The sequence below is a fragment of the Geopsychrobacter electrodiphilus DSM 16401 genome (assembly GCF_000384395.1).
In the GTDB taxonomy this organism is placed as follows: Bacteria; Desulfobacterota; Desulfuromonadia; order Desulfuromonadales; family Geopsychrobacteraceae; genus Geopsychrobacter; species Geopsychrobacter electrodiphilus.
This window is the reverse complement of record NZ_ARWE01000001.1, coordinates 515297-529644: the sequence shown is the minus strand read 5'-3', so window position 1 is coordinate 529644 and position 14348 is coordinate 515297. Positions and strand designations below refer to the sequence as shown.

General features: G+C 51.7%; 16 protein-coding genes and 1 pseudogene. 3 read left to right on the top strand and 14 right to left on the bottom strand.

Annotated elements, in window-relative coordinates:
• Positions 1-22: 22 nt before the first annotated feature.
• From D888_RS0102495 to murI, 5 genes are all read right to left on the bottom strand, one after another.
• Positions 23-1501, bottom strand: coding sequence for a sensor histidine kinase (locus D888_RS0102495; RefSeq protein ID WP_020674945.1), 1479 nt, complete (start codon positions 1499-1501; stop codon positions 23-25).
• 66 nt (positions 1502-1567) lie between these two features.
• The gene (locus tag D888_RS20485) at positions 1568-2173 is read right to left on the bottom strand and encodes a type II secretion system protein (RefSeq protein WP_020674944.1); all 606 of its coding nucleotides are present in this window, start codon (positions 2171-2173) and stop codon (positions 1568-1570) included.
• Complete coding sequence (locus tag D888_RS22810; protein ID WP_156826926.1) at positions 2160-2705, bottom strand: RomY N-terminal domain-containing regulatory protein; 546 nt, start codon at positions 2703-2705, stop codon at positions 2160-2162. Before D888_RS22810 ends, D888_RS20485 begins: the two co-directional genes overlap by 14 nt.
• An 89-nt stretch (positions 2706-2794) precedes the next feature.
• Positions 2795-3412 (bottom strand): GerMN domain-containing protein, encoded by a 618-nt coding sequence (locus D888_RS0102480; protein WP_020674942.1) that lies wholly within the window; start codon positions 3410-3412, stop codon positions 2795-2797.
• 7 nt (positions 3413-3419) lie between these two features.
• A complete protein-coding gene (gene murI / locus D888_RS0102475; protein WP_020674941.1) occupies positions 3420-4214 on the bottom strand; it encodes a glutamate racemase in 795 nt (264 codons plus the stop codon).
• Between the two features lie 190 nt (positions 4215-4404).
• On the opposite strand from murI, the gene D888_RS0102470 reads away from it, so the two are divergent.
• The gene (locus D888_RS0102470; protein WP_020674940.1) at positions 4405-4737 is read left to right on the top strand and encodes a hypothetical protein; all 333 of its coding nucleotides are present in this window, start codon (positions 4405-4407) and stop codon (positions 4735-4737) included.
• Between the two features lie 154 nt (positions 4738-4891).
• On the top strand, positions 4892-5155 hold the full coding sequence (locus tag D888_RS0102465; protein WP_020674939.1) for a hypothetical protein: 264 nt from the start codon (positions 4892-4894) through the stop codon (positions 5153-5155).
• 330 nt (positions 5156-5485) lie between these two features.
• Here D888_RS0102465 and D888_RS0102460 read toward each other — a convergent pair whose 3' ends face one another.
• The 3 genes and pseudogenes from D888_RS0102460 to D888_RS0102450 form a co-directional block, all read right to left on the bottom strand.
• Entirely contained in the window at positions 5486-6178 is a 693-nt protein-coding gene (locus D888_RS0102460) for an anaerobic ribonucleoside-triphosphate reductase activating protein (RefSeq protein WP_020674938.1), read from the bottom strand.
• Positions 6179-6183: 5 nt separating this feature from the next.
• Positions 6184-6318, bottom strand: a pseudogene (gene nrdD, locus D888_RS23880) (anaerobic ribonucleoside-triphosphate reductase); the annotation flags it as partial.
• A gap of 99 nt (positions 6319-6417) precedes the next feature.
• Positions 6418-8406 (bottom strand): ribonucleoside triphosphate reductase, encoded by a 1989-nt coding sequence (locus tag D888_RS0102450; protein WP_020674936.1) that lies wholly within the window; start codon positions 8404-8406, stop codon positions 6418-6420.
• A 331-nt stretch (positions 8407-8737) separates the two neighbouring features.
• Between D888_RS0102450 and nikR the strand changes: the two genes are divergently transcribed.
• Complete coding sequence (gene nikR, locus D888_RS0102445) at positions 8738-9157, top strand: nickel-responsive transcriptional regulator NikR (RefSeq protein ID WP_020674935.1); 420 nt, start codon at positions 8738-8740, stop codon at positions 9155-9157.
• 101 nt (positions 9158-9258) lie between these two features.
• Here nikR and D888_RS0102440 read toward each other — a convergent pair whose 3' ends face one another.
• Genes D888_RS0102440 through D888_RS20470 form a run of 6 tightly spaced genes read right to left on the bottom strand, consistent with a single transcriptional unit; the run spans position 9259 to position 14087 of the window.
• Positions 9259-10152 carry a HAMP domain-containing protein gene (locus D888_RS0102440; protein ID WP_020674934.1) on the bottom strand — a complete coding sequence of 298 codons (894 nt, stop codon included), beginning with the start codon at positions 10150-10152 and terminating at the stop codon, positions 9259-9261.
• 38 nt (positions 10153-10190) lie between these two features.
• Entirely contained in the window at positions 10191-10772 is a 582-nt protein-coding gene (locus tag D888_RS0102435) for a hypothetical protein (RefSeq protein WP_020674933.1), read from the bottom strand.
• A gap of 21 nt (positions 10773-10793) precedes the next feature.
• Complete coding sequence (locus D888_RS0102430) at positions 10794-11153, bottom strand: roadblock/LC7 domain-containing protein (protein ID WP_020674932.1); 360 nt, start codon at positions 11151-11153, stop codon at positions 10794-10796.
• 11 nt (positions 11154-11164) lie between these two features.
• A complete protein-coding gene (locus D888_RS0102425; RefSeq protein ID WP_020674931.1) occupies positions 11165-11788 on the bottom strand; it encodes a DUF8082 domain-containing protein in 624 nt (207 codons plus the stop codon).
• A gap of 55 nt (positions 11789-11843) precedes the next feature.
• Positions 11844-12953, bottom strand: coding sequence for a response regulator (locus tag D888_RS22805; protein WP_020674930.1), 1110 nt, complete (start codon positions 12951-12953; stop codon positions 11844-11846).
• A 12-nt stretch (positions 12954-12965) separates the two neighbouring features.
• A complete protein-coding gene (locus D888_RS20470; RefSeq protein WP_020674929.1) occupies positions 12966-14087 on the bottom strand; it encodes an ATP-binding protein in 1122 nt (373 codons plus the stop codon).
• Between the last annotated feature and the right edge of the window lie 261 nt (positions 14088-14348).

Sequence of the window (14348 nt, the reverse complement as noted above, 5' to 3'; positions counted from 1 at the left end):
GCGAACATGTGTACGTTTAAGGCTATATCGACCTGGGCCGAGCATCCAGCACCGGCAAAAGCAAAGTAAACTCCGCACCCTTGCTGAGCTCACTTTCAACCCCCAGACTCCCGCCATTCTGCTCCATCAATTGCCGGCAAATTGGCAGGCCAAGTCCGGTGCCCTGGGTCTTTGTGGTGAAAAACGGAGTAAAAATCTTAGCCCGGACCTCAGGTGTGATACCAGGCCCGGTGTCAGCGATGCGGATCCTGACCCAGTTTTTTCGTTCCTGGCTCAGCTGGTCTGTCACCACTGTCAGCACGCCGCCTTCGGTCATGGCCTGTACGGCATTCAGGGCAATATTGAGGATGACCTGCTGAATCTGCTTCCGATCAATCCAGACTGCAGGCAGATCCCGCGTCAACTCCTCAACCCGGTTGATATTTTTTGATTCCGGATGCTGCGCGACGAACAGGAACGTCTGCTTTATCAGGTCGTTGATATTGGTAAATAAAAACTCGGGACTCCCGGGCTTACCGAAATAGAGTAGATCATTAACCGTTTTGTCGAGTCGTCCGATCTGGGACTGGATCTGCAGCATAATTTCACGACGCTGATCCCCTTCCGGATAATCTTCGGACAAAACGCTGATCGCGCCACTGATCCCGGCCAGCGGGTTCTTAATTTCGTGAGCCAGACCTGCGGCCATCTCTCCGACCGAAGCAAGCCGATCAACACGTTCCATCTGCTGATAATGATAGGTTTCGAGTTCATTCTGCGCACGGGAAAGGTTACCGACCATCGCATTAAAACCATCCATCAGCTGTCCGATTTCATCGTCCTGTACGGACTGCATGCGTACCGTGAGATCGCCATCTTCAACCTGCGCCATGCACTGGGTGATTTTCTCCAGAGGGCGGCGCAGGAATCTGTTCATCACGACCGAAACTCCGGCGGCCAGAAAAGCGAGGATGATCAGGGTCGAAACAACAAACAACTGGCTGGTTTCTCGCAACTGAAGATTCATCTCGGACAAGGAGAAATCCATATTGAGCACGCCAATGACCCGCCGCCCGTCGCCATGGCAACGGAAACAACGTTCATCCGAGACAATCGGGCGCACCATGGCCAGTACGCGCGCGCCACCCTGCAACTGAAAAAACCCTTCCGTAAGATTTTTATTAAACAACTCGAGATCCTGGCTGTTGACACGGGCACCAATCTCTTCAGGATCTGCAGATTTAAGGACAATCCCCTCAGAATTAAAAATACGCACCCCGGTTATTCCGTGCCCATGTCCAACAGTTTCGAGAATTGCCTGAACTTCGGAGGTGTTTCCCAGGCGCATTGAGTTAAAGATAGACTTCTCAATCGTGCCGAGCAACATGTTGGCATGATTACGGGTCGCGCCGATCAGGTGCCCCTGTTCACGATAGAGATGAAACAGGGTAAAGATCCCGACCCCGAGGGCGAGCAACAGAACGTTGAAGAGAATAATGCGACTGATCAGACTTTTAAACATTCAGGTGGCCCTCCCGGCCAACAGCGGATCAGAAAAATGGACCATTATAGCTCAAGAACGGGGAAATCAACTCTGAGGTGGGTCGGGGTTGCCCTGCTGCTTGTTAGATTCAGGCGATGACTGCCCTTCGCTTTTAACTGGTGGCTGAGTCGTTGTGGGTGTTTTGAGCTCGGGGATGTAAACAAACTCCCATTCGCTGTACAGCCCACGCCCTTCAAAGCTCTTATTCTCTTCGGAAAAATTGCCCTGTTTGAAAGGTTCTTCAGCCAGAGAGGAGCGCACACCCTTGATTCTCCCCCCCTCATCTTTAATCAACACCCAATCTTTACCGGTCATCGGATCGGGATACAGTTGGCGCAGATGCCTTTTTGTTTCGAGAAAACGTGGATCTTTCAACAGGTATTCCAGTTTTGAAGGGAAGATGTTGGGCGTACCCTCAGCATGCGTTGAGGCATAGTAAGAACCAAGCGCCGTCCTGATCTGCCCACCCTTCCAGAGAAGGTCGGCTTCACGCGCACGGCGAGTCAGACTGCTCCAGGTTGACCCCGCGATTCCGGCCGACAACCCCAGAATCGCCATCAGGACCAGAACCAGGACCAGCGAAACCCCCCTTTCACCTCGCAGGATATAGCGAAGTGAATGAACGGAAAAAGGCTGACTATCTTGCTTCATCGCCCCCCGTCAAATAGGAGAATATCAGGTCGTCAAGCGCCTCGGAGAGGTTCGGTAAAACATTTCGATCTTCTGCACTCAGCGGTTCAAATGCGGGCTCGATAGCCAGAGGCTGTGGCACATGGTCGGGTTCAGAAGGTTCAGGTCCAGAAGCGTCCGTTTCCGGAGGAGCGGACAAAACGGACGGGGCGAGCGGGGCGGGAGTCAGGATCTCCTTGATCAAGGTTTCAGTTTTTTCAACTGTCTGAACACCCTCAAGTCGAATGTCAAATTCGCAAATACGCGAATCGAACTCTCCCTTGGTCAAGCGGCGCAACATTCCCTTGTGCTGTTCTTTGGCCAACTCCTCGATCACATGATTCAAGTTATCAACGCTGAGAATATCAGCGTATGAGGTCTTTTGGGAGGTAATAATAGTGCCACCGTGATAAAGCAGGGTCACCAGATTCGGGCTCTTGAGGCCACCGTCTTCGGTCTGGACATGAAAGCCCACCCCTCGGTACAGAATATTGTGATTGAACCCAACAATCATATCAGTCCCCATAAAATTCTTAAAAAACTCAAGTACCATATTCCGTCATATGGCGCAATAAATCATCGCGCTCCAAACGTAATCGATCCTCAGTTTTTCGTTGCTGCCTCTGCCGAATTATCCCCTTCAGAAGCAGGATAACTCTCCTGCGTATCAGGGATATAGCTGTAGCGAAATTCGGCCTTGATCGGTCGTGAGATGTCGACATGTCCCTTCAATGTCGCCTGAATCTGCCCCTCAACCAGGATTTGCAACCGTTCCAAAGAGGGGAAATTGACCGTCAGGGTATTTGCCAACCCATAAACCGTCAACAGTTCTGAGAGGGTCCCACCGGGGTGCTTGTTGACCAGGTCACGACTAAAATTAACGCGCGCCAGATCTCCTTCAATCTCTACTCCAATTACATGCGTGCCTTGTGGCAGAATCGCCGGCAATTCTTTGGAGCCTCTGGTTAAGGCTTCAATGGTGCGGGCGATACATTGCCGTTCATCGTTACACCCGGGGATCTGGCGTTCTTTAGAGACGAGTGCAACCCCCGTCGGATCAGCAAAATAAAGCACAATATCACGCGGTTCGAGTTGAGGAAGCACAACTTTCGCGTCCGGTTGCTTGTCCCGCGCAGACCAGACCCCAAACAAAAGGAGGACCAGTACAAGGATAAGAGCGCCGATCAAAATGAGCTGTTTATTCAGGGAAAATTTCACCATATTCCTGTCAACCGATATGAACCTGTTCGACAGATTGAAGCTCTGCCCCAAGAAAACCACTCCCGATCCGCTTGAACCTGGTAGGCACATCAGTTACATAAAAACGTTGATCGCCGCAACCCGGATCGGCAGCTATACTCCCGTTATGAAGCAGTTCGGCGACCTCAAGAGCCGTTGAGGCCGCGGAGTCCACAAGCAAAACATCCGGACCAACCGCGGCGCGGATAGCCGCCTCAAGCAGGGGGTAATGCGTGCACCCTAGCACCAGGGTGTCGATATTTTTCGCCAGGAGTGGCGCAAGGTATTCCTCTGCAACCTGACGGGTGACCAGATGGTCTCCCCAACCCTCCTCAGCCAATGGGACAAAGAGTGGGCAGGCTACTGAAAAAACGGCTATTTGTGGCGCGAGTTTATGCAGGGCCTGTTCATAGGAACGGCTATTGATGGTTCCTTCAGTGCCGAGCACTCCGACGCGCCGACCTCCACCGGCGACGGCAGCACGTGCTCCCGGCTCAATCACCCCGACAACCGGAACCTTTAAAACTTCACGCAACCGCGGCAAAGCCACCGCCGAAGCGGTATTGCAAGCCACCACCAGCAACTTGATCCCCTGACGACACAAAAACTCTGCAGCTTCAAAAGCATACTGTGTCACCATCGCGGGGCTCTTGGTCCCATAGGGAACTCGCGCGGTATCCCCAAGATAGAGGAAGCTTTCTTGAGGCAGGCGCCGAACCAACTCGCGACAAACAGTCAGTCCACCGACTCCGGAATCGAACACTCCGATGGCTTGTTGCTTCATATGAATTTCATCTTTCGCCCGACTCCCAAAATGGCATAAGTGAAATATCGTAGATAAGCCGGTGTTTGAAGTCAAGATTTAGCTCCTCCCCCTTCCATCTTTAACTTGAAGAAAAAACCTGTTAATCTGGCGGAATTGCGTTCATAGTGGCGAACATTGGCGACAATAACACTGCGGCGCGGGAGGGAAAATGAACTGGCAGGAATTTCTTGACCTGATGACCAACTTTCGCACTGACCGGATCATGCAACAACTGGCGGCCTGGAATATCGGCGATCTGGGTCAGAACCAGTATGTTCTGGCGGGCTTTGCGCTGGCCATCGCGATTACTTATTTTCTCGGCTGGAAAGCCATTTCTGGCCTGATCATCGGTATTGGCGGGTTTATCTACGCGCTCTCTTATGCCGTGGCCCAGGGGACCGGCACCGCTGGACTTTCAGGGGATGGTGTCTGGGTTCTTGTTGGAGGAGGTGGCGCTTCGGTCGTCCTGTTCATCTACCTGCTCTTTATACGCTCCGAATAATCAGTAGCCTGCCCACAGCTAAGGGTTTCTCTCTTAACTCAGGTAAAATCTGACCCGAAAAAACATAATTAGATTCATCCGACGGATTGACCACCACGGAACGCCTGGGGCAGAATAGCCACTTCAACCAGCCCCAACGACCCAAGGAGATTTCATGAAAAAACGCGACATTCTGGTATTGCTCGGTGGACTGATTATCGTGGCAATCCTGTGGATGGCCCCCCCGGAGACAACGAAACATATCCCCAAAGACGATACCCATCAGAAATTTTATGACATGATCAAAAAGGATGGGCCGGCCGGCAAAAAAGCCGCTGAAAAATTCTGCCAGGATTGTCACAACCCAACCCAGATGCCATTTCCAGCAGAGCACCCTCCCAAGTTCCGCTGCACATTTTGCCACAAACTCGATTCCTGATCCGCCAAATGACGATTTCGGCCATCACTCCTCGCGAGTGATGGCCGAACCACTTCTCAGGTTAAAAACCTTAACAACCTGTATTTATGGCATTTCTGCAGCTTGATGGCGTCATCAAATAATGACGGTATCCCTTTTGCAGGCTCTCAACGGGACCACTTCCGCTCCACCAAAAAGGGCCGATTGAATATGCAACCATCATCCCGGCACAAAAATCCCAACGCGCTCAACGGCCTGCTGTATCTCATGGCGGGGACTGTCGTCGGCACACTCTGCTTCAGTGTTCTGCTCTGGTTGTTGTTTTAAACACCGGGCCCTTGCCGCGCACCATCACCACCCCCGCCCGACGACCTGAACAACACAGGATGCCGCCAGTTTTTGAAAATGTTCGAACACCTCCATCGGATAAGCCTCCGCGGGTGCCCTCCCCAGCAACTGGGCACGAGGGACATACTGCTGCAGCACCCAGCTTCTGCCACCCCGAATCACTTCCCCCATCTCGACAATTTCCCTGTCAGTCACCAAACCCGGGACACAGGTCGTGCGAAACTCGTACTCGGGAGCTGAAGTCATTGCCAACTGACAACTCTCCAGCAGCGCTCCAACATCTACAGGTGCAGAATGAAGTTCGGAATAACGTCGCGGCGCGGTTTTGAGATCGATTGCCAGATAATCAAGCAAGCCGCACTCAAGCAGGTCCGCCAGAACTTTCGGCTGCAAACCGTTGGTATCCAGTTTAACCTGCAACCCCAACTCCTTAATCCGGGTCAAAAGCGTTTTTAACCCCCGCTCAAGGGTCGGCTCGCCCCCCGATACGACGACGCCATCGATAAAGACCTTTCGCTTCTGTAACTCGGAATACAGTTCTGGTAGAGGAAAATCAGGATACTGGTCAGGGTCAAGGACCAGGCCGGGGTTATGGCAGAAAGCACACCGCAGGTTGCACCCTCCGGTGTAGACCAGAGCAGAGATCCTTCCGGGAAAATCGAGCAGACTGGTCCCCTGAAACCCTTTAATCTGCAAGTCGTTCAGTCCTTCTGCTCCTTGGCGATAACATATTCGGAGCGCTCGCGAAATTCTTCTTTTTTACCGCGGTTCCATTGCTGAACCGGACGAAAAAAACCGCAGACCCGCGAATAGACTTCTGTCTTTGAACTGCACTTGGTTGACATTCTGGGTATCTCCCTATTGCTGAGGGTTGAGGTGTGAGTCGAAAGAGAATAAATCTCTTGATTTTATGAGCTGTTACATCTCAGGGATTCTCAGGCCGCCTGACCATCCTGATGATGGGGGCAAGCGAAATGTTCCCCGGCGATATAGCCATGCACCGGGCAGATCGTAAAGGTTGGACTCAGGGTGAAATATGGCAGATGGAAATTTTCGGCAATACGCCGCACCAGCAGTCGCGCGCCGCGCCAATCTTCGATGCGCTCCCCAAGAAAACCGTGAAAAACCGTACCGCCGGTATACAGCGTCTGCAGACTATCCTGATGCTGCAACGCAGAAAAAATATCGTCGGTTGAGCCGACCGGCAACTGAGTCGAATTGGTATAATATGGTTCTTCGGTCCCCGCGGTGATAATGTCAGGGAAACGTTTGCGATCAACACTGGCCAGGCGATAGCTGGTCCCTTCGGCAGGAGTCGCCTCCAGGTTATAAAGATGCCCGGTCTCCTCCTGAAACGCCTCAAGCTGCTTGCGCATGAATTCAAGAGTGGACTTAGCCAGGGCCTCACCTTCTGCGCTATCGATACCGACGCCGATCAGGTTGAGACAGGCTTCGTTCATGCCGATCAGGCCGATGGTCGAAAAGTGATTATCCCAGTAGCGGCCGGTCCGCTCGCGAATCCCCCCTAAATAAAACTTGCTGTAGGGATAGAGGCCTTCTTCGGTAAACCGCTCGAGCTGTTTGCGTTTCAGCTCCAAAGATTCATACGCCAGCTTCATCAGGCGCCCGATCCGGGCGAAAAAATCGCTCATGCTATCGGTCAGGTAAGCGGCACGCGGCAGATTAATCGTGACGACGCCGATGGATCCAGTCAGCGGATTCGAACCGAACAAACCGCCGCCACGCCGCCGCAGTTCACGATTATCGAGCCGCAGTCGGCAACACATCGAACGCGCGTCCTCGGGATCCATATCAGAGTTAATAAAATTGCTGAAATAAGGGATACCATAGCGGGCGGTCATCTCCCAGATCGGTTCGAATCGCGGGTCGTCCCAGTTAAATCCGACGGTGATGTTGTAGGTCGGAATCGGGAAGGAGAAGATACGGCCAGAGGCATCCCCCGCCATCATCACCTCGCAGAAGGCGCGATTCAGAAGATCCATCTCCTCCTGAAATTCACCGTAGGTACGATCTTGCAGTTCCCCCCCCAGGACAACCGCTTCACCGGCCATATTCTTCGGCACCACCATATCCATGGTGATATTGGTGAAGGGGGTCTGAAAACCGACACGTGTCGGCACGTTCATATTAAACACAAATTCCTGCAGGCACTGTTTGACTTCGGCAAAACCGAGCTTGTCGAAAGCAATAAAGGGCGCGAGAAGGGTATCAAAATTGGCGAAGGCCTGCGCCCCGGCGGCTTCGCCCTGCAAGGTATAAAAGAAGTTGACCGCCTGCCCCAGCGCAGTGCGGAAATGACGCGCCGGGCCACTCTGGACCTTGCCATACGCGCCGGTGAACCCTTTGAGCAGCAGGTCTTTCAGATCCCAGCCACAGCAATAGACCGAGAGCATCCCCAGATCATGGATGTGGTAGTCCCCTTCACGATGCGCTTTAGCAACATCCGGCGGATAGATCTTGTTCAGCCAGTAATTGCTGGTGATGTTGGAGGCGATATGATTATTGAGGCCCTGAAGCGAATAGCCCATGTTCGCGTTCTCATTCACCCGCCAGTCTTCCTGCACCAGATAGGAGTCGATTGCCTCGATCGACTCCTTCATGAACTCACGCGTTTCGCGCAGTCCTTCACGCTGCTTCCGGTAAATGATATAAGCCTTGGCGGTCTGGGCATGACCATTTTCGATCAGGATTTTTTCAACCAGATCCTGCACGTTTTCAACGGTCGGAACCCGGCCATCCTTATAGAGCACGCCCAGAATGCCGCACACCTGACGCCCGATATCGGCCGCCTTGCCAAAATCGGCACCGCCAACCGCTTCAACGGCTTTCACGATGGCGTGGGAGATTTTTACTTCTTCGAACGAAACCAGCCGACCGTCGCGTTTGCGGATAAAATCGATCATGGTCCTCCCTCCAGAGGTGACAGTATCTCGAGATCAGGTTAGTGAATAGAATGGGCACGCAGCAAGGGAAGGGAAGAGTCCAGACAAAAAGCCCCTCCCAGCGTGAAACAGGTAAAAACCTACCATGATTTAGATTTCAAATAAAAGAAGTAAAACACAATATCTAGAGATTTTTTCGGAAGACACCTACTATATATTGTTGATTCCCTGTGAGTAAACTGTGAAGAGAGGTCCTAAGTTTAAGGAAAGACAAAGATTCTTGTCGCGCGCCCACCGCTGTGTTAAACAGATTGGACAGGAAACAAGAATCAACCTTTTTACAGGAGCCGACATGGCCGACCTCACCCGCTTTGGTATTTCGATCGATGCCCGTCTGCTTGAGCAGTTCGACCAACTGATAGACAGCAAGGGGTACAGCAATCGTTCCGAAGCAATTCGTGATCTGATTCGCGGTACTCTGGTCGAACAGGAATGGGGTGACATGACCCGTGAAACCGTGGCCACAGTGACCCTGGTTTACGATCATCATACGCGCGATCTGGCTGACAAACTGACGGAACACCAGCACTCTCATCACCGGGAGATTCTCTCAACCCTGCACATCCACCTCGATGCCCACCACTGCCTTGAAGTGGTTGCCATCAAAGGCCAGGCAAATCAGGTCAAACGAATCGCCGATGAATTGATCGGTACCAAAGGGGTCAAGCATGGCAAACTTGTCGCGACCACAACGGGACAGGATCTAGGCTAAGGCTGGTACAAAAACAGGAGCAGGCATCTAATCAAAAACGAGCGGCCCCGCTGATGGCAGGACCGCTCGTTTTTATTTCAGACGAACTGTATTTAACATTTCTATTTGACGCGGGTTAAACGCTCCATCGCCGCTTTCAGACTGACGCGCAGTCTCTCCAGCACATCAGCGAGCTGCCCAATCTCGTCCTGGCTCAATTTTTCAATCTTTTCACCGACCCGGCCATCAGCCAGGTCACCGGCAATACGGGTTAAACGGGTCAGAGGAGCCAGGGCTCCATTCACGATAATAAAGACCAAAACCGTAGAAAGCAGGAGAATCCCCAGCATGATCGCTCCCAGGGTCAAAGTCAGATCAGATTTGGCCTGCTGGGTTTTTTCCAGTGAAAATCCGATACGAAACCCGCCCCAGTGTTTCCCCTTGACCCGAATCGGGGCCGAGATGTCCCACATGGTCTCGCCTGTATCGCGATTATAGACCTGCTGCAGCACAGGCTCCAGATTCCGAGCCGCCTTGATTCCAACCGGATCGTTGAACATTCGCTTGGTTCGGTTGCCAACCAGGTCCTTCTGCTTGTCACCGGTGATCGCCTTCTGATAGCGCGTATTGTGGGTCGGCAAATAGCCATTTACATCAACGGCCACTGCAAAAACCACTGAATCATCCTGCAAAAACTCATCTTCCATCGCCAGGATCGCTTTATCCAGATAAGCATCGTATTGGGTGTGATACTTCGCAGGCTCAAATCCTGGAATCGGTACATAATCCTGATCAAACGCCGCCTTGACCGAGAAAACTCCATTATCAATCGCTTCGTCCATGACTTTGCCGATCAATTTGGCACCAACCAATGCTTCAATCCGCCCCCGTTCGAGCAGTTGGCTTTCAAGACTCTTCCCCTGCTGGTCGACAATGTACCAGGTGCCCGCCGCCATAACGACCAGCAGCACAAGATTGACCATCACGGCAACTTTTATTCCTACTTTCTTAAACACATGTTCCTCCTGACTTGTCGTAAATAAAAAATGGAAAACTACTTCTGCCTATATCCGATTCGAACTGCGCCCCAGTGCCGATTTTGCACTATCACCGGCACAGAAAGATCACTCATCACCTCGCCGGTATCCCGACTGTAGCGTTGCAGTAAAAAGGGTTCTACGTTATGCGCCGCCGCCAGCCCGGTCCGATCACTGAATATCCGCTTAGTGCGATTCCACTTGGTGTCGGTATCGCCTACGCCGGTCAGGGGTCGAGAATAACGGCTGTTATGGGTCGGCAGATATCCGTTCACATCGACCGGCACAACAAAGACGATCCGCGCATCCATGGCAAGATACTTATCAATGATCGGACGCAGCACACCATCAGTCAACTGATCATACTGGGTGTGAAATTTTTGCGGTGAAGTATCGGGTATCGGGATATAAAAAGTATCAAAGAGTTGCGGCAACGATAGCTTGCCGGAGGTCAGCAACAGATCAAACTGACTAACTATCTCATCACGACAGGAATCAGCCCACACTTTCACCTTCTGGTCAAAAGCATCGAGCGTGGCCGCCTGAACCGATACGGGGAGCATCAAACAGATCAGGAACAGCAGAACGGACAGACGCATTGGTTTTCTCCTTGCCAAAAATTAGGCTTTTACAGATGACCCACCTGTGGTGACCCGACCAACGAGACGCGTCACGGCCTGCAACATGTCGGGAACATGACAATCCGGAGCCTGAACCAGCCCCAGTAAAAACTTATCAATCAGAAACAGGTAAAAATGCTCTTTCCCTTCCCGATTAAAACCAAGATAACGACAATGACTGAATCCCACGTTACCCATAATATCGCGCGCCAGATTCCGCCCAGGTATCATCAGAGAGGCATAGAGATCTGGATCCTCGAGACTACTGCCAAGAACCTCGCCATCTTCGCGAACCAACACACATCCCGAGACCCCTGAAATCGAACTGATCCGCATCACAAAGTCTTTAGCTGTTGCCATCGGTGCACCCCCTAACTTTTGAACAGCGGCGCAGTTAACGCCTTAAATGCGACAATCTTTTCCGGGTCGCCAATTTCCTGATGCAGCATCTCCATCAAGGCCCCCAGCCGATCAACGGTCGCCCCTTTAAGGGACCATTCCTGAAGGATTTCATCGAAAATAATACTTGCCATAGGTCCGAGAACTTTGGACAGCAAGCCTTTGATTTCATCCAACAAGGGGTCCAGATCTGGCCCGACCTGGGCTGCGCCGCCAGCGTCATCTGCCGGCACCGTGGCCTCCAACAGTGTTCCGCCACCGCCCTGTTCATTCATCTCCTCCTGCAACAGGTTGAGAGACATCGTCAACAGGTTGTGGTTAAACGAAGGATCACAGATCACAAAAATCGTCAGCCCTTTGCGCAGCTCGCGTGCAATCACCGCCGATTCATCATAATGGAGGGACAGATCATTCAGGTCGCTGAAGCTCATGCGTCCTGCCACCAACAACTTGGTTAACTGCTTGCCAACTGCAGAAAGTTTTTCGGGTTTAAAAATTCCAGGCAGATTGCTCTGCAGCAGACCCTCCTGGGCGCCGAACAGGCAGGCACCAACCACTCCGGGGATGGCTTTTAACTCATCAATGGCCTGCTTCATTTTTTCTCCTCCACTGGCTAGATAATTAAATAGGGCAGAACGTCCTGCCCCCTGATCAGGCGTTGAGAGCCTGTTTGACCTGCTTCATGACTTCAGCAGGTCGTTGCCCCTTGACTAGCCGCGCAACGACCCGATGTTGCTGAATCTTGAACAACAGACAATGACAGCGACTGCCAGTGTTCATGATCATATGGCTGAAGGAGCCGAAATGCAGGGTTTCGTCCAGACGTTCAACCCCCATCAGGAAAAGGGCAGGATCGAATTCTTCCAACTGACACTCCCCCTCGTTCCGATTTTCGAGAAACCCGGTCGGATCAAAGAGCGCGAATTCCTTGACCCCTGCATGGTGGGTCAACACCTCCACCAGCTTCAGCCTGGCCACTGCTTCAGGGGAGGATTCAGCATCTTCACCCCGCCCTGAAAATGTTTCTGAAGTCTCTTCAGGCATTGACTTTGTAGGGAGAATTTCAGGCGGCAGGGCCATTTCATCCTTACGCCGAAAGGCATCGATCAACAAATGTTCAAGGCTGATCGTAATAACCTGATCCTGACGTCGACAGTGTGAATCCATTTCAATCTCGGCATCATTCCACACCATAATCTCATAAGCGGCGGCAGTACCTTTCAGCTCTCCGGTTTCCGCATCAAGCAGGATCCCTGCCCTGAAATAGAGATATCCAACTTTTCCCATATGCGAAATTTTCAGGGTGCAGCTCTTCTTTTCCAAATGCATCAACTGGAGGAATGTCGCCAGGCTGATCCCCCGGATATAGCTGCGCGCCTTGGCCTTCAGGGCCGTAAAAATTGCACTCTCAAGGTCACCTAACGCCAGGGGTTTTTCCAGATATTGGAGAGAATCGATCTCTGCCAATTGTGATTCGATCTCGGAAGTGCCAAAGGCGGTCATCACAATCACCGGCAAATCCGGCTTCTCGCGCGTCGTCCAGGCCAACAGTTCAAACCCATCAACTTCAGGCATTTTGAGATCGGTGATCAGCAGATCAACCGGTAGTGCGCGCAACAAGGAGATGGCCTCTTTACCACTTTCAGCGGTCAGTACCCGGAACTTGGACTCGTGAACCCTGAGTCCGTCCTTGAGCGAAAGGAGGAAGGACTTCTCATCATCAACTATCAGCACGGTCTCCGTGCCGGCCTCTTCCGTCATAGAAATATATCCTTATGCCTGACTGTGGCTTATCGGCAAACTGACAATAGCAAGGGTGCCATTTCCCGGACTGCTTTCAACTGTGATATCTGCGTTCATCTGGGCGAGCAGCTTGCGCGTAATAACCAGTCCCAAACCGTTGCCATGCGGTTTGCTGGTATTGAAGGGTTTAAAAAGGTGGCGGCGCTGTGCCTCTGAAATCCCCCTCCCGTTATCGGCGACCACCAGCCGGACCAACTGATCCCTCTCCTCAGCAAACACATGAATTTCTGGCTCAGTAACGCCGTCAAGAGCATCTGCTGCATTCGCCAGCAGATTGAGTAACGCCTGATGAAGCGCGCGGCTATCGATACGGACCTTGACCAGGCCCTCGGGATTGTCAAACACCAGAGAGATCCCGCGCTCATTGAACTCGCGACCGATCAGCGCGACGAAACGCTTCAAAAAATCTCCCAGATCGACATCCTTCAATTCGACCCGCTCAAACATGGCGAAGCTTTTCATCGACTTCAACAGAAACTCAACGCGCCCGATGTCTGCCAGGCCGCGATCGATATATTCAACCACCATCTGGCGGTCGAAGGTATCGAGATTGTTACGCAACACACTCAACGCCATCTTGAGTGAATTAAGCGGATTACCAATTTCATGACGAATCCCTGAAAAAATAAACCCGATATTGTCCATGGTATTGACCGCCTGAGCGATCGATTCAAGACGCATCTTTTCGCTGATATCACGGACAAAGATACATCGGTAACGAGGCCCGAGTTCATAGACAGAACACCCCAGCGTTCGATCCCGGTACGGCAACAGAATTGAAGCTGGTCCTGAGGCCGGCATTTTCAAGTCGACCAGCAGGAGACCTTTAAGACGCTCAAAATCATCACAGATTCGCGGATCCTGAAAAACCGCACTGAAACCCGAGTTATGAAAATCGACACGGCGCTCTTCGAGATCGAGGACCAGGACTCCGACATCAATATTTTCCAGGATCTGCCCGTACTTCCAATCCCAATCGGACGGGTGCATTTCTCCAGTCTGACTCATCACTTCCGAAGAGGGTAACTCCGCATCCTGATGCACGCGCTCCCCCCCGGCATAAAACTTTTTATCCAAATTTATCAATGTCAAAAAGCCATCCATTCGTTGGTAGAACGGTATTATATTGAATGAAATTATAATCTACAAGTAAAGATTTCGAGATAGTGTCTTATCCACAACCCCAAGGACTACCCCTGAATATGGCTGAAAAACCACAGCACACAATGAGACAATTTGGCTCAAAGAAATACCGGCTTTCAAGTAAAATATCAAATTAGGAGACACGCTTTTCAAAGAAAAAAAAACGCCTCATCTGTATAAACCAGATGAGGCGTCATATCCAAATATCGT

Bases quoted from the DNA above. Each gene is read 5' to 3' on its own strand.
- D888_RS0102480 (WP_020674942.1), bottom strand. From the start codon at position 3,412: ATGGTGAAATTTTCCCTGAATAAACAGCTCATTTTGATCGGCGCTCTT.
- D888_RS0102465 (WP_020674939.1), top strand. From the start codon at position 4,892: ATGAAAAAACGCGACATTCTGGTATTGCTCGGTGGACTGATTATCGTG.
- D888_RS0102470 (WP_020674940.1), top strand. From the start codon at position 4,405: ATGAACTGGCAGGAATTTCTTGACCTGATGACCAACTTTCGCACTGAC.
- D888_RS0102495 (WP_020674945.1), bottom strand. From the start codon at position 1,501: ATGTTTAAAAGTCTGATCAGTCGCATTATTCTCTTCAACGTTCTGTTG.
- D888_RS22805 (WP_020674930.1), bottom strand. From the start codon at position 12,953: ATGACGGAAGAGGCCGGCACGGAGACCGTGCTGATAGTTGATGATGAG.
- D888_RS0102425 (WP_020674931.1), bottom strand. From the start codon at position 11,788: ATGAAGCAGGCCATTGATGAGTTAAAAGCCATCCCCGGAGTGGTTGGT.
- D888_RS0102450 (WP_020674936.1), bottom strand. From the start codon at position 8,406: ATGATCGATTTTATCCGCAAACGCGACGGTCGGCTGGTTTCGTTCGAA.
- D888_RS20485 (WP_020674944.1), bottom strand. From the start codon at position 2,173: ATGAAGCAAGATAGTCAGCCTTTTTCCGTTCATTCACTTCGCTATATC.
- D888_RS22810 (WP_156826926.1), bottom strand. From the start codon at position 2,705: ATGATTGTTGGGTTCAATCACAATATTCTGTACCGAGGGGTGGGCTTT.
- D888_RS0102435 (WP_020674933.1), bottom strand. From the start codon at position 10,772: ATGCGTCTGTCCGTTCTGCTGTTCCTGATCTGTTTGATGCTCCCCGTA.
- D888_RS0102430 (WP_020674932.1), bottom strand. From the start codon at position 11,153: ATGGCAACAGCTAAAGACTTTGTGATGCGGATCAGTTCGATTTCAGGG.
- murI (WP_020674941.1), bottom strand. From the start codon at position 4,214: ATGAAGCAACAAGCCATCGGAGTGTTCGATTCCGGAGTCGGTGGACTG.
- nikR (WP_020674935.1), top strand. From the start codon at position 8,738: ATGGCCGACCTCACCCGCTTTGGTATTTCGATCGATGCCCGTCTGCTT.